Origin of the sequence: Brevundimonas pondensis, assembly GCF_017487345.1 — a bacterium.
Lineage (GTDB): Bacteria > Pseudomonadota > Alphaproteobacteria > Caulobacterales > Caulobacteraceae > Brevundimonas > Brevundimonas pondensis.
Window position 1 is genome coordinate 3218223 of the sequence record NZ_CP062006.1, and the last position, 21237, is coordinate 3239459.

Annotated in this window: 21 protein-coding genes; 11 read left to right on the plus strand and 10 right to left on the minus strand. The window is 67.7% G+C overall.

The features are described from left to right. Nucleotides 1-96 precede the first annotated feature (96 nt). Complete coding sequence (locus tag IFE19_RS15860; protein WP_207823995.1) at nt 97-2223, minus strand: M13 family metallopeptidase; 2127 nt, start codon at nt 2221-2223, stop codon at nt 97-99. Between the two features lie 153 nt (nt 2224-2376). On the opposite strand from IFE19_RS15860, the gene IFE19_RS15865 reads away from it, so the two are divergent. Next, nucleotides 2377-4239, plus strand: a complete 1863-nt coding sequence (locus IFE19_RS15865) for a cation:proton antiporter domain-containing protein (protein WP_207823997.1) — start codon at nt 2377-2379, stop codon at nt 4237-4239. A 235-nt stretch (nt 4240-4474) separates the two neighbouring features. Further along, complete coding sequence (locus tag IFE19_RS15870; RefSeq protein WP_207823999.1) at nt 4475-5134, plus strand: TetR/AcrR family transcriptional regulator; 660 nt, start codon at nt 4475-4477, stop codon at nt 5132-5134. A gap of 155 nt (nt 5135-5289) precedes the next feature. Here IFE19_RS15870 and IFE19_RS15875 read toward each other — a convergent pair whose 3' ends face one another. After that, nucleotides 5290-6417, minus strand: coding sequence for an aromatic ring-hydroxylating oxygenase subunit alpha (locus IFE19_RS15875; protein WP_207824001.1), 1128 nt, complete (start codon nt 6415-6417; stop codon nt 5290-5292). A gap of 120 nt (nt 6418-6537) precedes the next feature. Between IFE19_RS15875 and IFE19_RS15880 the strand changes: the two genes are divergently transcribed. The 3 genes from IFE19_RS15880 to IFE19_RS15890 all read left to right on the plus strand — a co-directional run bounded on the left by IFE19_RS15880 (nt 6538) and on the right by IFE19_RS15890 (nt 10246). After that, entirely contained in the window at nt 6538-7464 is a 927-nt protein-coding gene (locus IFE19_RS15880; protein WP_207824003.1) for an alpha/beta hydrolase, read from the plus strand. After that, nucleotides 7461-8081, plus strand: coding sequence for a class I SAM-dependent methyltransferase (locus IFE19_RS15885; RefSeq protein WP_207824005.1), 621 nt, complete (start codon nt 7461-7463; stop codon nt 8079-8081). The genes IFE19_RS15880 and IFE19_RS15885 overlap by 4 nt, the downstream gene beginning before the upstream one ends. A gap of 86 nt (nt 8082-8167) precedes the next feature. Then, nucleotides 8168-10246: a transglycosylase domain-containing protein gene (locus IFE19_RS15890; protein WP_207824007.1), complete on the plus strand. Its 2079-nt coding sequence runs from the start codon at nt 8168-8170 to the stop codon at nt 10244-10246. A 7-nt stretch (nt 10247-10253) separates the two neighbouring features. On the opposite strand, the gene IFE19_RS15895 is transcribed toward IFE19_RS15890, so the two are convergent. The 3 genes from IFE19_RS15895 to IFE19_RS15905 form a co-directional block, all read right to left on the minus strand. Continuing rightward, entirely contained in the window at nt 10254-10967 is a 714-nt protein-coding gene (locus tag IFE19_RS15895; protein ID WP_207824009.1) for a M48 family metallopeptidase, read from the minus strand. Beyond that, nucleotides 10933-12213: a polyhydroxyalkanoate depolymerase gene (locus IFE19_RS15900; RefSeq protein WP_207824011.1), complete on the minus strand. Its 1281-nt coding sequence runs from the start codon at nt 12211-12213 to the stop codon at nt 10933-10935. Before IFE19_RS15900 ends, IFE19_RS15895 begins: the two co-directional genes overlap by 35 nt. Nucleotides 12214-12309: 96 nt before the next feature. Then, nucleotides 12310-12930 carry an SCO family protein gene (locus IFE19_RS15905; protein WP_207824020.1) on the minus strand — a complete coding sequence of 207 codons (621 nt, stop codon included), beginning with the start codon at nt 12928-12930 and terminating at the stop codon, nt 12310-12312. A gap of 58 nt (nt 12931-12988) precedes the next feature. Here IFE19_RS15905 and IFE19_RS15910 point away from each other — a divergent pair, with 58 nt between their 5' ends. Together IFE19_RS15910 and IFE19_RS15915 are read left to right on the plus strand one after the other, a co-directional pair. Beyond that, complete coding sequence (locus tag IFE19_RS15910; RefSeq protein WP_318780456.1) at nt 12989-14554, plus strand: ActS/PrrB/RegB family redox-sensitive histidine kinase; 1566 nt, start codon at nt 12989-12991, stop codon at nt 14552-14554. Nucleotides 14555-14570: 16 nt separating this feature from the next. Further along, nucleotides 14571-15125, plus strand: a complete 555-nt coding sequence (locus tag IFE19_RS15915) for an ActR/PrrA/RegA family redox response regulator transcription factor (RefSeq protein WP_207824028.1) — start codon at nt 14571-14573, stop codon at nt 15123-15125. 29 nt (nt 15126-15154) lie between these two features. Here the strand turns inward: IFE19_RS15915 and mmcB are convergent, their stop codons facing one another. Genes mmcB through thpR form a run of 3 tightly spaced genes read right to left on the minus strand, consistent with a single transcriptional unit; the run spans nt 15155 to nt 16730 of the window. Continuing rightward, entirely contained in the window at nt 15155-15601 is a 447-nt protein-coding gene (mmcB, locus tag IFE19_RS15920) for an MmcB family DNA repair protein (RefSeq protein WP_207824030.1), read from the minus strand. 26 nt (nt 15602-15627) lie between these two features. Beyond that, nucleotides 15628-16194 carry a GNAT family N-acetyltransferase gene (locus tag IFE19_RS15925; RefSeq protein ID WP_207824032.1) on the minus strand — a complete coding sequence of 189 codons (567 nt, stop codon included), beginning with the start codon at nt 16192-16194 and terminating at the stop codon, nt 15628-15630. Further along, the gene (gene thpR / locus IFE19_RS15930; RefSeq protein ID WP_207824034.1) at nt 16191-16730 is read right to left on the minus strand and encodes an RNA 2',3'-cyclic phosphodiesterase; all 540 of its coding nucleotides are present in this window, start codon (nt 16728-16730) and stop codon (nt 16191-16193) included. The genes IFE19_RS15925 and thpR overlap by 4 nt, the downstream gene beginning before the upstream one ends. 125 nt (nt 16731-16855) lie before the next feature. Here thpR and IFE19_RS15935 point away from each other — a divergent pair, with 125 nt between their 5' ends. Beyond that, nucleotides 16856-17605, plus strand: coding sequence for a Bax inhibitor-1/YccA family protein (locus IFE19_RS15935; protein ID WP_207824036.1), 750 nt, complete (start codon nt 16856-16858; stop codon nt 17603-17605). Nucleotides 17606-17677: 72 nt separating this feature from the next. Here the strand turns inward: IFE19_RS15935 and IFE19_RS15940 are convergent, their stop codons facing one another. After that, on the minus strand, nt 17678-18016 hold the full coding sequence (locus IFE19_RS15940; protein WP_207824039.1) for a DUF2794 domain-containing protein: 339 nt from the start codon (nt 18014-18016) through the stop codon (nt 17678-17680). 133 nt (nt 18017-18149) lie between these two features. Here IFE19_RS15940 and IFE19_RS15945 point away from each other — a divergent pair, with 133 nt between their 5' ends. The 3 genes from IFE19_RS15945 to IFE19_RS15955 all read left to right on the plus strand — a co-directional run bounded on the left by IFE19_RS15945 (nt 18150) and on the right by IFE19_RS15955 (nt 20475). Next, nucleotides 18150-18947: an enoyl-ACP reductase FabI gene (locus tag IFE19_RS15945; RefSeq protein ID WP_207827693.1), complete on the plus strand. Its 798-nt coding sequence runs from the start codon at nt 18150-18152 to the stop codon at nt 18945-18947. Nucleotides 18948-19039: 92 nt separating this feature from the next. Continuing rightward, nucleotides 19040-20212, plus strand: a complete 1173-nt coding sequence (locus tag IFE19_RS15950; RefSeq protein ID WP_207824041.1) for a benzoate/H(+) symporter BenE family transporter — start codon at nt 19040-19042, stop codon at nt 20210-20212. 89 nt (nt 20213-20301) lie between these two features. Then, entirely contained in the window at nt 20302-20475 is a 174-nt protein-coding gene (locus IFE19_RS15955; protein WP_076224443.1) for a YegP family protein, read from the plus strand. 54 nt (nt 20476-20529) lie between these two features. On the opposite strand, the gene IFE19_RS15960 is transcribed toward IFE19_RS15955, so the two are convergent. After that, nucleotides 20530-21234 carry a glutathione S-transferase N-terminal domain-containing protein gene (locus IFE19_RS15960; RefSeq protein ID WP_207824042.1) on the minus strand — a complete coding sequence of 235 codons (705 nt, stop codon included), beginning with the start codon at nt 21232-21234 and terminating at the stop codon, nt 20530-20532. Nucleotides 21235-21237 lie beyond the last annotated feature (3 nt).

Here is a 21237-nt window from a genome sequence, read left to right on the forward strand (position 1 = left end):
CCACACCTATCGAAGGGCCGTCGATAATTGGACGCCGCCATGAAAAAGGGCCGGAGCGTCGCCGCTCCGGCCCTCTTCATTCATCAAACGACGCCCTTACCAGATGCGGACGCGGTCTTCCGGCGCGAGGTAGTATTTCGAACCCGGCTTGACGCCAAAGGCTTCGTACCAGGCGTCCACGTTGCGGACCGGGCCGATCACGCGGAACTCGGCCGGGCTGTGCGGGTCGGTCGCGATCTGGTTCTTCAGCGCGTCCTCACGATACTTCGACTGCCAGACCTGGGCCCAGCCGTAGAAGAAGCGCTGGTCCCCGGTCGTCCCGTCGATCACCGGCGCGGACTGGCCGTTCAGCGACAGGTGATAGGCCTCCAGACCCACAGCCGTGCCAGCGGCGTCGCCGATGTTCTCGCCCATGGTCAGGCCGCCCTGGACGTGGAAGCCCGGCAGCGGCTCATAGGAATCGTACTGGGCGCCCAGACGCTTGGTCAGGCCCTCAAAATTGGCCTTGTCCTGATCGGTCCACCAGTTGCGCAGCACGCCGTCGCCGTCGGACTTGGAACCCTGGTCGTCGAAGCCGTGGCCGATCTCGTGGCCGATGACGCCGCCGATGCCGCCATAGTTGACGGCCGGGTCCGCGTTCGGATCGAAGAAGGGCGGCTGCAGGATGGCGGCCGGGAAGACGATCTCGTTGTTGGCCGAGTTGTAGTAGGCGTTCACGGTCTGGGGCGTCATGCCCCACTCGGCCTTGTCGACCGGCTTGTTCAGACGGTTGAGCTGATAGTTCCACTGGAACTGGCCCAGACGCTGCGTATTGCCGAACAGGTCGTCCGGCCGGATTTCCAGAGCGGAATAATCACGCCATTTCTCGGGGTAGCCGATCTTGACGGTGAACTTGCGCAGCTTCTCCTGGGCCGCCGCCTTCGTCTCGGCGCCCATCCAGGTCAGGTTGTCGATGCGGTGCGACAGGGCGGTGCGCAGGTTGGCGACCAGCTCTTCCATCTTGGCCTTGGATTCGGCGGGGAAGTATTCGGCGACGTACAGACGACCCGCCGCCTCGCCCAGCGAACCCTCGGCAAAGCTGATGGCGCGCTTTTCACGCGTGCGCTGTTCGGGTTGCCCCGACAGATCGCGCGAACGGAACTCCCACTGGGCGTCCGAGAAGCGCTTGGACAGGCTGCCGGCGGCGTCGTCGGTGGTGTGGAAGGCCTGCCAGGCCTGCAGGGTGTCGATCGGCGCTTCGGCGAAGATAGCCGCGATCTTGGGCATGGCCGTGTTCTGGCGCACGATGAGGCGGTCGATCGAACCCAGGCCCGCCGCGTTGAAATAGCCGTTCCAGTCAAAGCCCGGCGCCTCGGCGGCCAGGGTCCGGATAGTGTACTCGTTGTAGGTCTTGTCGCGGTTGCGGTTCTCGATCGGGGTCCAGTGAGCCTCGGCGATCTTGGTCTCCAGGGCCACGATGGCGGCGGCGTGACCAGCCGGGTCGGCCCAGCCGATATTGGTCAGCATCCGCTCGATATAGGCCTGGTACTTCTCTTTCTTGTCCGCGAAGCGGGCGTCCAGATAGTAGTCGCGGTTCGGCAGGCCGATGCCCGACTGGCCGGTCGTCACGGCGTAGCGGGTCGGGTTCTTCTGATCGATGGTGATGCCGGTGCCGAAGAAGGACGAGCCGACGCGGCCTTGCGTCTGCCCCATGTAGGCGGCGATCTTCGCGTGGGTGTCGGCGGCGCGGATGGCGGCCAGGAAGGGCTGCAGCGGTTGGGCGTCCAGCCGTTCGATGCGCGCTTCATCAATATAGCTGCGGTAGGCGTCGGCGATCTTCTGCTCATCTGAACCGGCCGTCAGGTCGGTGCGAGCGGCCAGCCCCTGAACCAGGGCCTTCATGCGGTTGTCCGACAGTTCACGCAGCAGGGCGAACGAACCGTAGGACGTGCGATCCGACGGAATCTCGAGCTTGTCGAAAGCCGCGCCGTTGGCATAGCGGAAGAAGCTGTCGCCCGGCGAAACCGAGGTGTCGCGCCCGGACATGTCGAAACCCCAGGTTCCGTAACGCGGCGCTTCAGTGCCCTGCCACCCTGTCACGCCGCCCTGGGGCGCCGGGCTCTGGAACAGTTCGAAAACCGTGCAGGCGTCATCGACGCAGGCATGGTCGTGACCATCGCCGGCGAAGGCCGCGGCGGGCATCAACAGGGCGCCTGCAGCGGCCCCGACAAGCAGTTTCTTCATCAGTGAAATCCTAAAATCAGCCCCGAAGCTCAGGTCGCCAGGACCCTAATCCCGGCACGAGCGCCCACGCGTCTTAAAAAAAGTTCATCAAAGTATCGAGCCCGCTCGCCAGACTGTGATGAGAGGCGCCACATTGAGCTTCACGGAGGACGAATGGCCCAGGCACACGGCGGCGAGTACAGGGATCTGGTGGTGTTTCTGGCCGCCGCGGGCGTGGTCGTGCCGCTGTTCAATCGTCTGAAGATCAGCCCGGTCCTGGGCTTCCTGGCCGCTGGCGTTCTGCTGGGTCCCGACGGCCTGGGGCGCTTCGCCCAGTCGGGCGGATGGCTCAGCTGGCTGACGATAGGCGACCAGGCCCAGATCCGTCAGTTGTCTGAACTGGGCGTGGCCTTCCTGCTGTTCATGATCGGGCTGGAGCTGTCGTGGGAGCGGCTCAAGGCCATGCGCCGCCTGGTCTTCGGCCTGGGCATGTTGCAGATCGCGCTGTGCGCCGTGGCCATCGCCGTAGTCTTCATGGTCCTGGGCCAGGCTCTGGCCGGCGCCGCCGTTCTGGGCATGGGCCTGGCCCTGTCGTCGACTGCCGTGGTCATGCCGGTTCTGGCCGCGCAAGGAAGAATCAACAGCGAGACGGGCCGGGCCACCTTCGCCGTCCTTCTGGCCCAGGACGTGGCCGTCGCCCCTATCCTGATCACCGTCACCGTCCTGGCGTCCCTGGCCCAAAGCGGAAGCTCCGTCGAACCCGCGGAACTGGGACGCGCCCTCTTCACCCTGGCCCCGGCTGCGGGAGGACTGTTCCTGATGGTTCTGCTGGGCCGCCTGGTGCTGCGCCCCATGTTCCGTTCGGTCGCCCGCGCCCAGCATCGCGGCGAGGGCCGCGAATTATTCGTCGCGGCCTCGCTTCTCGTCGTCGTGGCCGCTGGCGTCGCCGCCCAGGCGGTTGGTCTGTCCATGAGCCTGGGCGCCCTGGTCGCCGGGGTCCTGCTGGCCGAAACCGAGTTCCGTCGCGAGGTCGAGGTGGCCATCGACCCCTTCAAGGGCTTGCTGCTCGGCGTCTTCTTCATCGGCGTCGGCATCAGTCTGGATCTGGATGCTGTCGCGGCCGACCCGGTCACGGTCCTGGGCCTGGCCGGCGGCCTGATCCTGCTCAAGGCCCTGGTCGTCTTCGTCCTGGCGCGCGCCTGGGGCCTGGCCGCCCGCTCGGCGATTGAAACAGCCCTGATTCTGGGACCTGCGGGCGAGTTCGCCTTCGTCATCCTGTCCACCGGACTGGTCGAGGGCCTGGCGACGCCCGACCTGACCCGCAAGGCCATGCTGGCGGCCACCCTCAGCATGTTCACCGTCCCCCTGCTCGCCGTCCTCGCCCGCGTCCTGACCGAAAGGGCTGCACCCGCCGCCGATCCCGAGATCAAAGGCCTGTCTCCGGACGCCGCCGTGCTGGCCCCAGACGGCGCCGTGCTGATTGTCGGTTTCGGCCGCGTCGGACGACTGGTGGGCGAACTGCTGGCCGAGCACGATCAACGCTTCATCGCCCTGGACGCCGACCCGACCTCGGTCAGGTCCGGACGAGCAGACGGCTTCGAGGTCTACTACGGCGACGCGGCCCGACCGGAGATGCTGAGCGCCTGCGGCCTGGATGCGGCGCGCGCCCTGATCGTCACCATGGATAGCCCGACCAAGGTCGATGAGGTGGTCAAGGCGGCCCGCGCCCTGCGTCCCGACCTGATCCTGATCGCTCGCGCCCGCGACGATCGGCATGCCGCCCGCCTCTACGCCCTGGGCGTGACAGACGCTGTTCCCGAGACGACGGAAGCCAGTCTTCAACTGGCCGAAAACACCTTGGTGGATCTGGGCGTGCCGATGGGGCTTGTTCTGGCCTCGATCCATGAGCGCCGCGACGGGTTCCGTCAGACCTTCCAGGCGGCGGCGCCGGATGGCCGTGGCGCTCGACCGGCCCGCGCCTTCCGCACCCTGCGCGCCTCCGCCCCGGACCTTGGCGCCGAAGGCTCGAGTAAGTAAAATCCCTTATTCTGATTGACGTTAAGGTCAAGCTTGAGCAAGACTTGAGTTTGTTTCATGACCCATTTTGGTCATTGTTCGGTGATGAAAGTTCGTCCTTCCCCCCATGGGACGTCGTTCGTCGCCGGGTTCGTGGTTCTCGCCGAGGCGGCGTCGACCTGTACCTGACGGCTTTGATGTTCCTTCACGACGGCGAGGCGCTTTCGCCCTCCCGAGCTGCCAGAGTATTTTGCTGATGCGTGAGACCACCCTGTCCGCCCACGAGGCTGCCGAGGCCGAGGGCCAGCCCCGGCTGAACCGCCGCCAGGCCGCCAAGATTCGCACCCGTCAGAAGGTGCTGGACGCCGCGCGCGCCCTGTTCGCCGAGCGCGGCTACGACGCCGCCACCATCCGCGACATCGCCAAGGGCGCGGGTATGTCCACCGGCGCGGTCTTCGCCAACTTCCAGGACAAGGCGGAACTGTTCGAGTGTGTCTTCGCCGAGGAAATGGGCGGACTGCTGCAGGACATCCAGACGGCCGCCGGTCATGAAGGCCGCGTCGCCGAGCGCCTGGCCGAGGGCCTGACCGCCGGTTACCACCGCTCGCTGGAGCACCTGCCGCTGATGCAGGCGATGATCGCCCGCTCCTGGTTCCAGCCCGAGGCCGCCGACGAACGTTCGCGCACCTTCGTCAAGCCGATCATCGAGGCCATCATCGCCGTGCTGCAGGCCGGCATCCGCGAAGGCGAACTGCGCCAGGATCTGGACCAGCTGGTCATGGGCCGGATGATCTGGGACGTCTTCGTCGCCAACTTCCGCTACGCCGCCTACGACCACTGGGGCATCGAGGAACTGACGCCGCACATCCGCAAGCAGCTGGACCTGATCCTCTCAAGCCAGCTGGCGCGTCAGTAGGCTGACGCATTCTTGGAGGGCCGCGGTCGTCGGCCCTCCGGGACCTCCCGATCCGACGCGGCCTGGCGCTTCGCGCGCGCCAGACAAGATACCGCAGCGAAAAGCGCTCAAGCAGCGAGCGGCCGCGCCGCGAGCGATAGCGCCCTAGAAGAGCTTCAGCTCTTCCACCTCAGGACCACCTCCTTGATCGGGTTGACGAAGGCGCGGCCTTCGGCGCGGCTCCTGGTCCATTCGCGCTTCAGTTGCTGGTACCACTTGGCCTGCTTGTCGGCGTCGTCGATCCAGATCAGGGCCGGGTCGTATTTCAGTCCCTCGTTCTGCAGGTTCACCATGCCGCCGTCCTGCTTCAGGAAGGCGACGACGCCCATCCGCAGGAAGGGCTTGGCGACATTGAACACCCAGTGATCGGACCAGAAGATCTGGGTGATGCGGGTCTTGGTCTCAGTGACAGGCGTCAGGCAGGTCAGGGCCAGCACCTGCTTGGCGCCGACCTGGATATGCTCCCAGCGATAGCCCGGCAGGCGGAAGGTGATCTCGGTCGCCGGCGCCCCGCCCAGGATCTTGTAGAGACGGCTGTTCGACGACGGGGCATGGCGCACCATGGCCCAGCCATAGTCGCGCGGCGCAAAGGTCTTGGCCTTTTCGTGCATCGAATGCTCGGATCGCCACCACCACTGCTGGTGGACGAAGGGGCCGTGGGCCGGGTCCATCAGGCCGACGACGGCATGGTCGATATGGCTGTCGAAATCCATGGCCTCGACCAGCTTGGCCTCGCCCTCGGCGCCGGGGAAGAGCGGCGGCTCACAGTCCGGCTCGGACGGATTGCGCGCGTCCGCGGCCATCCAGACGAAGACCAGGCCCTGGCTCTCGCGCACCGGATAGGAGCGCACCTTGATGCGGTTGGCCTCAAAAGCCTGATCCTCGACCAGCGACGGAATGGCGGCGCAGACGCCGTCGGGACGGAAGCGCCAGCCGTGATAGGGGCATTCGATGGTCTCGCCCTCGCCCGGCTTCTCGACCAGACGACCCGCCGACAGAGGCGCGGCGCGGTGGGGGCAGATGTCGCGCATGGCGTAGACCTCGCCCGCGCGCGTGCGACCGACCAGAACCGGCTCGTCCATCACCTCATAACGCTTCAGGCTGGCCACCGGCACGTCGCGCGCCAGGGCGACGAAATACCAGGCGTCGCGCACGAAGCCCTTGCCGAAGGCGGTGGGCGGGGCTTTCGCTTCGGGCGCGGCGGAAGCGAGGGACTGGACGGGATCGGCTGCGACTGGCTTCATCCCGCCTCTCTATCAAGAGACACCGTCCATGTCGTCGGGGTCGATGATGGATCACAAAAAGAACTTTACATTATAAAGTTGATCATCTAGCTCAAAGATCATCACTCGGGGAGCCACGACATGAACCATCGCACCGCCTTCGCCGCCGCCCTTCTGGTCCTGGTCTCGCCCCTGGCCGCCCACGCCCAGGACGGCCATGTGAACCATGCCGCCGCCCACAGTCATGCGCACGCCGCCTTCGCCTCAGACCGCATCCATGTGGCCGTCGAGGGCCAGGGTCCGGACGTCATCTTCATCCCCGGCCTCAGTTCCTCACCCGCCGTCTGGCAGGGGACGGTCGATCATCTGAACGGCGCCTATCGCGTCCACCGCATCCACGTTCAGGGCTTCGCCGGTGCCCCCGCCGAGGGCAACGCCGCCGGCCCCGTCGCCGCCCCCGTGGCCGAGGAGATCGCCCGCTACATCCGCGAACAGGGTCTGCAAAAGCCCGCCGTCGTCGGTCACTCCATGGGCGGCACCATGGGCATGATGCTGGCCGCGCGTCATCCCGACCTGGTCGGCAAGCTGATGGTCGTGGACATGATCCCCTTCATGGGCGCCATGTTCGGCCCGCCCGGAACAACGGCGCAAAGCGTCGTCCCCGTCGCCGATCAGGTCTTCACCGCCCAATCGACCGCGCCGCGAGATCAGTACCTCACCCAGGCCAGGGCCGCCGTCACCGGCATGATCAGGACCGAGGCGGCCCGCCCCGGCCCCCTGGCCGACGTGGAAAACAGCGACCAGCAGGTCTCGGCCTCCGCCTTCCGCGAACTGATCGTCACCGACCTGCGCCCCGAACTGGGCAAGATCACCGCCCCGGTCGAGGTCCTCTATGTAAAGTTCAACGACCCGCGCATGACCGACGCCATCACCGACGCCATCTACCAGATGTCGTTCGCCACGCTGCCAGGCGCAAAGCTGAAGCGCGTCGACGACAGCGCCCACTTCATCATGCTGGACCAGCCAACGGCCTTCTACGGCGACCTGGACGCCTTCCTGGCCCAATGAGCCATCCGGCCGCGGACCGGATCATCGGCCTCTATCAGGACAGGGCCGCAGACTGGATCCGTGACCGGGGTGCCGCCCTGCGCCAGCACGAGGGCGACTGGGACGAGGTCGCCTGGCTGGACCGCTTCTGCGAGGGCTGGCCGCCCGGCGCCCCTGTGCTGGACGTCGGCTGCGGTTCGGGCTGGCCCATGGGCGCCGCCCTGCTGGCGCGCGGCTTTCCAGTGACCGGTCTGGACGCCGCGCCTGACCTGATCGCCCACGCTCGCGCAACCCTGCCCTGCGGCGACTGGCGTCTGGGCGACATGCGCGACAACCTGCCGGACGGCGCCTTCCGCGGCGTTCTGGCCTGGCACAGCCTGTTCCACCTGACGCCAGAGGCCCAGACCCTGCTCCTCCCGGCGCTGGCCGCCCGCGTGGCGGACGGCGGCCGACTGATGTTCACCGCCGGTCCCGCCCACGGCGAGGCGATCGGGGAATGGCGCGGCGAACCCCTTTATCACGGCAGCCTGGCCCCGGATGCCTATCGCCGCCTTCTGGTCGAGGCCGGATTGACGGTCGAAAACGGCGGCGATCAGGGTGTCTGGCTGGCTCGACGCGCCATTCTTTCGGCGAAATAGGCGCTCACGCTCGCGTGAACTCAAGCGGGGCGTTTTCTGCAGCGACATGACCGGTTAGGGTCGCGTCGCTGGCAAGAGGGACTTCCATGGCGCGTAAAGACGGCGGACCGGACCGCAACGAGCAAGGCGGCGGCAGGAAGCCGCGCCGGTCCTTCCTCGGCAACCTCTTCTACTGGGGCGCCGTGCTGGCCGTCTGGGGCCTGATCTTCGCCGTCGTCTTCTTCGCCGTCTTCGCACGCGACCTGCCCGACACCTCCAGCCTGTACGAGGTCGATCGCCAGCCCTCGATCACCTATCTGGACCGTTCCGGGGCCCTGATCGCCGTGCGCGGCACCCAGATGGCGCCTCCGGTCGATCTGGACGCCCTGCCCGACTATGTCCCGGCCGCCTTCGTGGCCATCGAGGACCGCCGCTTCTATCACCACCCCGGCTTCGACCCCATCGGCATGAGCCGGGCCATGGCCTCGAATCTCAAGGCCGGGCGCGTCGTCCAGGGCGGTTCGACCATCACCCAGCAGCTGGCCAAGAACCTGTTCCTGACGCCCGATCAGAACATGAAGCGCAAGGTGCAGGAGCTGATGCTGGCCGTGTGGCTGGAGATGAAGTTCACCAAGAAGGAAATCCTCGCCCTCTATCTGAACCGGGTCTATTTCGGCGCCGGCGCCTATGGCATCGAGGCGGCCTCGCAGCGCTACTTCGACAAGAGCGCCGACAAGCTGACGGTGGGCGAATCCGCCCTTCTGGCCGGCCTGCTCAAGGCGCCGTCGCGCTATTCCCCCGTGTCCGAGAGCGAACGCGCCGCCACCCGCGCCAATGTCGTGCTGAACGAAATGGTCGAGGTCGGGGCCATCACCCCGGCCCAGCGCGACGCCGCCGTGGCCGAACCGGTCCGCGTCTCGCGCACCCTGGCCAGCCAGCACGCCCAGTACTTCATCGACTGGCTGGACAAGCAGATCCGCGGCCTGGTCGGCGAACCGACCGAGGACATGGTGGTCGAGACCACCCTGGACCTGACCCTGCAGACCGACGCCGAACGCGCCGTGCGTCGCATCCTCGACCGCGACAAGGGCCGGGGGGTCGAACAGGCGGCCCTGGTGGCGCTGGACGGCGAGGGCCGCGTCCGCGCCATGATCGGCGGCGGCTCCTACGCCGACAGCCAGTTCAACCGCGCCACGGACGCCCGCCGTCAGGCCGGCTCGGCATGGAAGCCCTTCGTCTATCTGGCCGCGGTCGAGGCCGGCTACACCCCGACCACCCCGGTCGTGGACCAGCCCGTCACCATCGGCGGCTGGTCGCCCAGGAACTATTCCGGCAATTTCTCGGGCCAGATGACCCTGGCCCAGGCCGTAGCCCAGTCGACCAATACGGTGGCCGCCTATGTGGCCGATCAGGTCGGCCGCGACGCCGTGGCCCGCGCCGCGCGCCGTCTGGGCATCACCAGCGAGATCGGCCTTCAGCCGTCCATGGCCCTCGGCGCCGTCGAGGTCAGCCCGCTGGAGATGGCCCAGGCTTATGACGCCTTCGCCAACGGCGGCAAGCGGGTCGAGGCCTATGGCATCAGCCGCATCCGCACCCCCTCGGGCCGCGTCATCTACAACCACGGCACAGGCGAAAACGGTCAGACGATCAACAACCCGTCTCTCTACTACATGAACCAGATGCTGCGCGGCGTGATCACCTCGGGCAGCGGTCGTTCGGCGGCCATCGGCGGGCGCGACATCGCCGGCAAGACCGGCACCACCTCGGACTACAAGGACGCCTGGTTCGTCGGCTACACCGGCGGCTTCGTCGCCGCCGTCTGGGTCGGCAAGGACGACAACAAGGCCATGCGCGGCGTGACCGGCGGCTCCTCGCCCGCCGCCATCTGGCGCGGCTTCATGGAGGCCGCCCTGCCCAGACTGGCCGTCCAGCCCATCCCCAACGGCCCGCCCCTGCCCGAAGGCTGGGTCGCGCCCGATCCCGTCGGTGACATGATGGGCCAGGTTCAGGACCCCTACGCCCAGCCGATCGAGGGCGAGCCCGGCCCGCCCATCATCGACGGCCAGCCGGTTCCGACGCCCGCGCCCCTGCCTGGCAACCAGCCCGTCATCCGGCCGACCTCGCCTCAACCGACCGTCAAGGAAGCCCCCCGCGCGGAGAAGAAGGCCGACGCCGACTTCTTCTAAGGGAGCCTCAGCGCCCCACGGCGTGCAGGGCCGCGCCGTGGTCGCGCAGCCATTGGCGGAACGGCCGATGGTCGCCGACCAGCCGATGCACCACCGCCCAATAGGCCGGGCTGTGGTCGGCGTGGACCAGATGGGCGACCTCGTGCGCGGCCAGGTAGTCCGCCACCTCGGCCGGGGCCATGATGACCCGCCACGAATAGCGGATCGAGCGGTTGTGCGGGCTGCACGAGCCCCAGCGCGAGCGGGTGTCGACGATCGACACCTTGACCGGCTTCTGCCCCAGAGCGGCCAGATGAACCTCTGTACGGCCGACCAGAAACTCACGCGCCGCCCGCCTGAACCAGTTCTCGACCCGGCGCGAGAAGGCCTCACCCTCTCCGCCCGAGCGGATCACCGGCCCGTCCGCCGTCTCGACCAGACGCGCCGCGCCCGCGCCGCCGACCGCCTCCAGTCGCACGGTCCGTCCCAGCCAGGACACCGCCCCGCCGGGTTCAAGCGGCGCTCCCGCCACCCGCGCGGCCAGCCGATCAGCGATCCAGTCGGACTTGGTGCGCGCAAAGGCCACCACCTCGCCCAGACGACGCTCGGAGGGCGCCACGGCCACGGCTTCGCCGGCACGGGCGTCGATGCGGATCGACAGCCGTCGTGCGCGCGGATTCACCGACAGGCGAAGGGCGCCCCCGCCCTCAAGCGGCAGCCGCTGACCGTTCCGATACTGCACTCAAGGACTCGTTCTGGGCGATGAAGTCGCGCACCCGCGGATAGATCTCGTCACGGAAGCGACGGCCGTTGAACACGCCGTAGTGGCCCACGCCCGGCTGGACGTAGAGCAGACGCCGCTCGTCAGGGATGTGAGGCGTCAGGCCGTGCGCAGCCTGGGTCTGGCCTACGCCGGAAATGTCGTCCTTCTCGCCCTCGACCGTGGCCAGGCCGATGTCCGTGATCGTCGACAGATCGACCGTCTGTCCGCGATGCTCCAGCAGACCGCGCGCCAAAAGGTGCTGCTGGAAGACGATATCGATGGTCTGGAGATAGAATTCCTCGGTCAGGTCCAGCACCGACAGATACTCGTCGTAGAACTGCTCGTGCTTCTCGACCCCGTCGCCGTCGCCGGCCACCAGGCTCTCGAAATAGCGATGATGGGCGTCAACATGCTTGTCCTCGTTCATCGACATGAAGCTGTAGAGCTGGACGAAGCCCGGATAGACGCGGCGCCCGAACCCCGGATAGGGCCAGGGCACGGTGTGGATCATGTTCGACCGGAACCAGGTGAAGGGCTTTTCCTCGGCCAGCTGATTGGTCACCGTCGGCGACAGGCGGGCGTCGATGGGCGAGCCCATGAAGGTCATGGAGGCGGGCCGGTTGGGATCGTTCTCGGCCGCCATGACGGCGCAGGCCGCCAGCACCGGCGGCCCCGGCTGACAGACGCCGACGACATGGGCGCGCGGGCCGATGGCCGTCAGCATGGACCGGACGTGGTCGATATAGTCGTTGAAGTCGAAGCGGCCCTCCAGCACCGGCACCTGGCGAGCATTCTCCCAGTCGCTGACATAGACATCGTGGTCCTGAAGGAAGCCCTCGACCGTGCCGCGCAGCAGGGTGGCGTAATGGCCCGACAGGGGCGCGACGATCAGGACGGCGGGGACGTCGGACGGCTTGCCCGCCCGCTTCAGGTCGCCTGCATTGCGTTTGAACTGCACCAGCCTGCACCAGGGCGAGGACCAGACCACCTGTTCCGTCGTGCGCACGGCATGACCGTCGATGTCCAGGGTCTCAAGCCCCCAGGCGGGCTTGCCGTAACGCCGCGTCAGGCTCTCGAACACCTCGGCCGAGGCGTAGGCCGTGCGTCCGATAGCCGTGTCCGAGGCCGGATTGAAGGGCGACGTCCAGAACTGGCGCGCCATCTGGGCCCCGATCCGGAACGGCGTCGCCGAATGATAGGCGAGCTCGTGAAATGCGTAGAGCATGAAACCCCGACTGCGGCCCCCGCCGATGCGGCAATGCAGCATATATTAGGTTTCAGCGCAAAACAGACCAAGGTCGCCCTCATCAGGGAAAGGTGATCAGCCGCGCTCCATGGCGTTCTCGATCAGCTTGGCGGTCCGGTCCGGCCCCAGGTCGTGGGCCACGGCGCTGCGGAACTGGCCGTCCGGTCCCATCAGATAGACGGTCAGGCTGTGGTTCATCGTATAGCCCTCGCCCTCTCCGACCTTCTGGTAGAAGGCGCGGTATTCCTTCGCGACTTGGGCCGTCTGTTCCGGCGTGCCGGTCAGACCGATTACGCCCTTGGGGAAGCCGTCCGACGACAGATAGTCCTTCAGCAGCTGCGGCGTGTCCCGCTCGGGATCGATGCTGATGAAGACGATCTGCAGATCCTTGGCCTTGTCGCCCATGCGTTCCTGCACGGCGTTCAGCACGCCCAGCGTCGTCGGGCAGTAGTCGGGACAGTAGGTGAAGCCGAAGAAGACCAGGGTCCACTTGTCCTTCAGGATCGACTGATCGACCACCTGTCCATCCTGATTGGTCAAGGTGAAGGGTCCGCCCACCATAGGTTGGCCCGTGCCGCTCTCGGCGACCTGGGCCGACTGCTCGCGTCCCTTGACCACGACCATGGTGATCAGACCCAGGGCCAGGGCGATGACCGCGCAGGCGGCGGCGAACAGAATGACGGGACGACGCGGCATCGACTTCTCCTGTGACGGCGAGGATGCGGCCGTCAGCTTGGCGGTCTATAGAAGAGGCGTGAGCAGCACAGAAGCCCCCTCCCTGTCGCAGGCCGTGAAGGCCGCCGGCCACCCCGGCGTCATGGAGGCCCTGCGCGAGCGGCCCCGGCGCGGGCGCGGCCTGTCGTTGCGGACCCTGATCGTCCTGCGTTGGCTGGCCGTCTTCGGCCAGACCTGCGCCATCCTGACCGCCTATTTCGCCCTGCACTTCCCCCTGCCCCTGTGGGAGTGCCTGGCGACCATCGGCGCCGGGGTGGTGATGAACCTGGCCACCATGGCGCGGGCCCGCCGCATCGACGGCAGCCTGCCCAACGGCCCGCAGACGGCGGCGCAGCTGGGCTTCGACATCCTGCAGCTGGCCACCCTGCTGGCCCTGACCGGCGGACTGGACAACCCCTTCTGCCTGCTGCTGGTGGCGCCAGTGACGATCGCGGCGGCCTCCCTGCCCTCGCGTCAGGCCCTGGTGCTGGGCGTCATGGCCCTGATCGCGCTCGGCGTTCTCTTCTCCTGGTCCCTGCCCCTGCCGTGGCGCCTGCACGAACATCTGGTCCTGCCGCCCCTCTATCGCTTCGGCATGGGGCTGGCCCTGGCCACCGGGGTCCTGTTCACCTCGGGCTATGCCTGGAAGGTGGCCGCCGACGCCGAGAAGCTGGAACTGGCCCTGGCCACCACCCAGGACGTGCTGCAACGCGAGCAGAGACTGGCGGCGCTGGGCGGTCTGGCCGCCGCCGCCGCGCACGAACTGGGCACGCCGCTGGCGACCATTCAGGTCGTGGCCAAGGAGCTGCTGCGCGCCTCGCCCCCCGACAGCCCGGTGGCCGAGGACGCCGCCCTGATGCTGCAGCAGGCCGAGCGCTGCCGCGACATCCTGAAACAGCTCTCGGCCCAGCCCGAGGAAGGCGACGCCCTCTACGCCGACGTCGATCTGAAGGCCCTGCTGGAAGAGGTGGTCGAGCCGCATCGAGGCTTTGACCTGGACTTCCAGACGGCGGTGAAGGCCCCGCCGGGTCAGCCCCTGCCCCGCGTCCACCGCCTGCCCGAGGTCATCCACGGCCTGTCGACCCTGATCGAGAACGCCGCCGACTTCGCCAATAGTCGGGTGCGCGTCACCGCCATCGTCGACGCCGGCTGGATCGAGATCGACATCCTCGACGACGGCCCCGGTTTCGCGTCCGAGATCCTGCCGCGCCTGGGCGAGCCCTATGTCACCAGCCGGCCCCAGGCCAAGGCCCGCCGGGCGCTCGCGGCCCCAGATCGCCGCCGCCGCCGCCCCCCCCGGCGGCTCGCGCGCCAGGGGCCGCAAGACGCCGCCCCCTCACCGCCCCCATCGCCCCCAGCCAGGGCGGCATGGGCCTGGGCTTCTTCATCGCCCGCACCCTGCTGGAACGCAGCGGCGGCAAGGTCTCGGTCGGATCCGGCGACGGCGAGAAGGGCCACCCCAAGGGCGCCCGCGTCACCGTCCGCTGGCCGCGACAGGCGCTTGAAGTCGCCGAGCCCGCCCTTGAACCCCGCAACGCCCAAGTGGAACCTGATGTCGCAGTCGGGAGCTAAAACCTTGACCATGCGGCTGAGACGCACGACCTGAGCCTCAGGAGAACCGAATGTCCGAACTTGAAGCCCGTATCGCCACCCTGGCCGACAAGACCCTGCTGCTGCTGGACGACGACGCCGCCCTGCGCACCCGCATGGGCCGGGCGCTGGAAGCGCGCGGCTTTGACGTCACCCTGGCCGGTTCAGTGGCCGAGGCCGGCGACGCCCTGCGCGTCTCGGTTCCGGCCTTCGCCGTTCTGGACATGCGGCTGGAGGACGGCAACGGCCTGAAGGTGGTCGAGGCCATCCGCGAACGCCGCGAGGACGCCCGCATCGTCATGCTGACCGGCTACGGCGCCATCGCCACCGCCGTCGCGGCGGTCAAGGCCGGCGCCGTCGACTATATGCAAAAGCCCGCCGACGCCGACGACGTGGTCAAGGCCCTGCTCTCGGTCGGCGAAGCCCCCGAGCCGCCGGAAAACCCCATGAGCGCCGACCGGGTGCGCTGGGAGCATATCCAGCGCGTCTATGAGCTGTGCGACCACAATGTCTCGGAAACCGCGCGGCGTCTGGGCATGCACCGCCGGACCCTGCAGCGGATTCTGGCGAAGCGCGCACCGCGCTAATTCCTTTCTCCCCTTGTGGGAGAAGGGAACTAGTCCCGTATCGTCCTGAGCGCGCCTAACCTTGCGAAGGCCAGGGTCAGCGCCTTGCGCCGCGCCGGGGCCAGCGGGGTGGCGGGCGCGTCTCGCACCACCGCCCCGCCGAAGCCGTCGGCGACGATCAGCCCCGGCTCGTCGGGCAGCACGCCTTGCGGAAACTCCGGCGCGACGGCGAAGTAGAAGGCGTCGCAGAACGGCCCGTACTCCTGCCATTTGCGGTCGACGCGATAGTCGTCGATCCCCGACTTCACCTCGCAGATGACCACGTCGCCCTTCGGCCCCAGGGCCATGACGTCGGCGCGGCGACCATTGGGCAGACAGACCTCCAGCAGCGGGGCATAGCCCATGTCCAGCATCAGCCGCGCCGCCCCGCGCGTCACCGACAGGGTGGTCTCGGGGCGGCTGAAAGCCAGTTCGAGATGCAGGGCGGAGACGGCCATATCGCCTTTATGTTCCGCCTATGTTCCTACCGCAAGCGCGACCGGTTCACCCGCCATTCCACGCGCGTCTGGCCCCACAGGTTGACCACATGATGCTGGAACGGCGGGGGGATGCGGCCCGGCCCGCGATTGCGTGACCCCAGCCGCTCGGCCACCTTTTCCGAGCCGCGGTTGTCGGGGTCGATGCAGTGGATGACGTCATCCCAGTCCAGCACGTCGAAGGCATAGTCCATGGTCGCGGCGGCGGCCTCGACGGCATAGCCCTTGCCCGTGGCGTCGCGGTGCAGGCTCCAGCCCACCTCCCGGCCCGGCCAGTCATAGGGATGCAGCGGCCCGATGCGGCCCATCCAGTTCCCGGTCTCTTTCTCGATCAGCGAGAACATGCCCTCGCCCTGCAGGGCCCACATCCCCGCGACCGAGGCCATGCCGCGCCAGACCTCGTGCTTCGACTGCACCCCGCCGATGAAGCGGGTCGTCTCCGGATCGCTCATGAAGTCGGCCCAACGCGGGAAGTCCTCCAGCGTCGGCGGGCGCAGGAACAGGCGCTCCGTCTCCAGCGTGGGGCCCAAAGGCGAGGTCGGAGGCTCGATCATAGCAGATACTCCCGCTCCAGGCTGTAGACGCTGCCGTCGCCGGTCAGGACGCTGGAATAGAGGCCGAACCGATCGATCCGGATCGGCGGCGAATGCAACAGATTGTGCCCCGTGATCCAGGCCCCGATCCGATCCGGATTCGCCTGCGGCTTCAGATAGGCCAGGGTCACGTGAGGCCGATACTCGCGTTTCTCAGGCGGCACGCCCGCGCGCTCGCCCGCCGAGCGGCAGCGCCCGGCGAGGACGTTCAGCGGCTCCGACCGCTCCAGCCCGGCCCACAGGGTATGGGTGCGGTGGGCGTCGCCGAAGGCCCCGACGCCGTTCAGGGTGATCTCGAAGGCCCCGCCGCCCTCGGCCCGGCTCAGCTCCGAGGCCAGATCGTCAGCCGTACGCTCCGACGCCTCGCCATAGAAGGCCAGCGTGACGTGCAGGGCGTCCAGCGGACGCCAGCGCGCGCCGGGCAGGCCGGACTGACGGCGCTGAAGCGTCTCGGCGACGTCTTCCGGGATGGCGATGGCGGTGAACAGGCGCAGCATGCGACCCTTGGTAGCGGGCGGAACGTGTGTCCGGAAGACGGGTTTTCCTTGCAAGGCGGGCCGTCCGTCCCGATATTTCCCGTCAAGGTCGGCCTTTGCCGTCCACTCAGGAGACTTCTTTCGCGATGAGCGACTTCAACAACGGCTATGCGCGCCCGCTTCCGCAGTCGGCGGACATGTCCGTCGACGCCGGTCTGCGCGCCTTCATGCTCGGCGTCTACAACAAGCTGGCCCTCGGCCTCGTGGTCGCCGGCGCCCTCGCCTACATCACCGGCAACGTGCCCGCCGTACAGCAACTGCTGTTCGCCCGTACCGACGACGGCCGCATCGGCCTGACCCTGCTGGGCATGATCATCCAGTTCTCGCCCTTGGTCATGCTGTTCGGCTCCATGTTCTTCATGAAGAACCCGACGGCTCGCGGCGTTAACATGCTCTACTGGGCCGTGGTCGCCACCATCGGCGCCGGTCTGGGCGTCCTGTTCCTGCGCTACACCGGCGGTTCGCTGGCCTCGACCTTCTTCGTCACGGCCGCAGCCTTCGCGGGTCTCAGCCTGGTCGGCTACACGACCAAGAAGGATCTGACCGCCATGGGCAGCTTCCTGATCATGGGCGTGATCGGCCTGGTCATCGCCTCTCTGGTCAACATGTTCATGCAGTCGGGCACGCTGTACCTGATCATCTCGGGCCTCGGCGTCCTGATCTTCTCGGGCCTGATCGCCTATGACACCCAGCGCCTGAAGATGACCTACTACGCGCTCGGCGGTAATCAGGAAGCCATGGGCGTGGCCACGGGCTTCGGCGCCCTGAGCCTGTTCATCAACTTCGTGAACCTGTTCCAGTTCCTGCTGGCCTTCATGGGCGGCAGCCGGGAATAAGGGCTTCAAGCAGCGCGCAAGCGCGATAGGCCACAAAAATGAAGGCCCCGACAGCGATGTCGGGGCCTTTTTCTATTCCACCACCGTAAACTTCCGGCTGTCGAAGACCCGCAGCACCTGGGCCAGGTCGCGGCCGCGTTTCAGCACATGGCCGCCCTCGCCGATCACGGCCCACTGCCCTTGCTTCAGGCGCAGGGCCGGGCGTTTCTCGATCCGGTAGAGGGGCGCGTCGCCAGAGCGGCGGAAGACGGCGAATTCGGCCACCTCCTTGTGGCCGATCATGGCGTAGTCGCGCCATTCCCCGGCGGCGACCATCCGGCCATAGACCCGCAACACCAGGCCCAGTTCCAGTCGGTCGAAGAAGACCGGACCGGGTTGCAAGGCGTCGGAACTGTGCGGATCGAGGCTCATCGTTCTTCAACTTAGGCAGGCTCACGCCGAACGCCAGCGGCGCCGCGACTTGTCACCCGCGCCGCACCCGTCCAAAAGGCGGAACAAGTTCTAGATACGGAGACGACCCATGGCGACGAGCGAAGGCTGGGATATGCCCACCGGCGACCTGATGAAGGGCAAGAAGGGCCTGATCATGGGGGTCGCGAACTCCAGTTCCATCGCCTGGGGCATCGCCTCGCAGCTGGCCGCCCAGGGCGCCGAGCTGGCCTTCACCTACCTCGGCGAAAGCCTTGAGCGCCGCGTGCGCCCCCTGGCCGAAAGCGTCGGCGCCAAGCTGCTGATCCAGGCCGACGTCACCGACGACGCCTCCATGGACGCCGCCTTCGCCGAGCTGGAAAAGGAATTCGGCACGATCGACTTCGTCGTCCACTCGGTGGCCTTCGCCAACAAGGACGAGCTGAAGGGCTCCTTCGTCGACAACACCACCCGCGACAGCTTCCTGCTGGCCATGAACATCTCGGCCTTCAGCTTCGTCGACGTGGCCAAGCGTTCGGCCAAGCTGATGCCCAACGGCGGCTCGATGATCACCCTGACCTACCTGGGTTCGGAACGGGTCATCCCCAACTACAACACCATGGGCGTGGCCAAGGCCGCTCTGGAAGCCGCGACCCGCTACATCGCCCGCGACCTGGGTCCCAAGAACATCCGCGTCAACGCCATCTCGGCCGGCGCGATGCGCACCCTGTCGCTGGCTGGCATCTCGGGCGGACGCGGCCTGCACTCCAAGTCGGCCCAGTTCTCGCTGATCAAGGAAGAGACCTCGATGGAAGGCGTCGCCGGCGCCGCCCTGTGGCTGTGCTCGGACCTGGGCCGCTCGACCACGGGCGAAGTCGTCCACGTCGACGCCGGCTTCCACGCCGTCGGTCTGCCAGACGACATGGAGGGCTGAACCCGACCGGGTTCTGGATATGAGAGGGGCCGTCGGGAAACCGGCGGCCCTTTTTGCTTCCCGGCCCCCGTCGTCCGGCCTAGCTTCGACGCATGAGTTCGTCGCGCCTGCCGCCCCCCGCCAGCTTCTCCGCCGCCGCCGTGGCGACCGTCATCGGCTTCGGCGGCACCGTGGCCCTGATCGTTCAGGCGGGCCAGACGCTGGGGGCCTCGCCCGCGCAGATCATCTCCATGGTCACCGCGCTCTGCCTCGGCATCGGCCTGCCCGGCGCGGTGCTGAGCTGGCGGCTGAAGATGCCGGTCGTGCTGGCCTGGTCGACGCCGGGCGCCGCCCTGCTGGCCGCCTCGACGCTCGGTCTCGGCTGGTCGACCGCCGTCGGCGCCTTCGTGCTCGCCGGACTGCTGATGGTGCTGACCGGGCTGGTCCCCGCTCTGGGACGGCTGGCCGAGCGCATCCCGGCGGCCATCGCCTCGGCCATGCTGGCGGGGGTGTTGCTGCCCTTCTGTCTGAGGCTGTTTCTGGTCTTCCCCACCGACATGGCCCTGGCGGCGGGTCTGCTGGCGGTCTTCCTCATCATGCGCCGCGTCGCCGCCGCCTGGGCCCTGCCCGCCGTTCTGGTGGCCGCCTTCGCGGTCCTGGCCCTGCGCGGTCTGGTCGGCCTGCCCGCCGGGACCGGCCTGTTCGGCGAGCTGTCGCCGGTCATGCCCGCCTTCGACTGGAAGGCGGCGATCAGCCTGGCCCTGCCGCTCTATCTGGTGACCCTGGCGTCGCAGAACCTGCCCGGTCTGGTGGTGCTGCGCGCCGCCGGCTACGCGCCGCCCGCCGGAAAGCTGATCTTCTGGGGCGGGCTGACCAGCACGCTTCTGGCGCCCTTCGGCGCCCACGGCGTCAACCTGGCCGCCATCACCGCCGCCCTCTGCACCGGGCCGGAGGCCCACCCCGATCCCGACCGGCGCTGGACCGTCGGCGTCCTCTACGGCCTGTTTTACCTAGTCGTCGCCCTGTTCGCCGCGCCGCTGGCCGGGCTCTTCATCGCCATGCCGACGGGGGCGCTGGCGGTCATCACCGGCCTGGCCCTGATCGCGCCGCTGACGGGGTCGCTGGGCGGCATGATGGGCGTGGTCGAGGACCGCGAGGCGGCGGTGCTGACCTTCGCCGCCACCGCGTCCGGCGTGGCCCTGTTCGGGGTCGGCTCGGCCTTCTGGGGCCTGGCGGTCGGCTTCGTCGCTCTGGCCGCGCGGCGCTGGATCCGTCCGCGACCCTGACCCGGTTTTACATTTCTCGCCCTTCCGTCCCAAGCGCGACTGTGACAGCCTGAGGTTCGGTCGAATGGCGGCCACAGAGCGAGGCGATCATGGCGCACAAGTTTGAAGTCTATCAGGACAAGGCTGGCGAGTTCCGCGTCCGATTCAAATACAACTCCGAAATCATCTTCTCGACCGAGGGCTATTCGGACAAGTCGGGCGCCAAGCGCGCCATCGAATCGATCAAGAAATACGTCGGCGACGCTCCGACCGAAGAAGTCTGAATTCACTGAGTTTTACGGGGGCGCGGCGCTTTCGCCCGCCCCCGTACCCTCGCCTTAAGGCCGCGCTGGGATGTTCAGGCCCCGCTGCACCGCCGGGCGCGCCAGACCCCGCTCCAGCCAGTCGGCCACGCGCGGGAAGTCACCAAAGCCGACCAGATCCCCCGCCTCATAAAAGCCGATCAGGTTGCGCACCCAGCCCAGGATGGCGATGTCGGCGATGGTGTAGTCCTCGCCCATGATCCAGTCCCGGCCCTCTAGACGCCCTTCCAGAACCCCCAGCAGACGCCGGGACTCGGCGACGTAGCGGTCGCGCGGACGCTTGTCCTCGAACTCGCGCCCGGCGAATTTATGGAAAAAGCCGACCTGACCAAACATCGGGCCGATCGCCGCCATCTGGAAGAAGACCCATTGCAGGGTCTCATAGCGCGCCGCCGGGTCGGCCGGCAGGAAGCGCCCGGTCTTCTCGGCCAGATAGACCAGGATGGCCCCGGATTCGAACAGGGGCAGAGGCTTCCCGTCCGGTCCGTCAGGGTCGATAATGGCCGGGATCTTGCCGTTGGGGTTCAGCGACAGATAGTCGGGCGTCCAGGTCTCGTTCTGGCCGATGTCCACCAGATGCGGCTCATAGGCCAGACCCAGTTCCTCCAGCAGGATGGAGACCTTCACCCCGTTCGGCGTCGGCAGGGAATAGAGCTGCAGCCGGTCGGGATGCTGGGCCGGATACTGGCGGGTGATCGGAAAGGCGGACAGGTCGGCCATGGG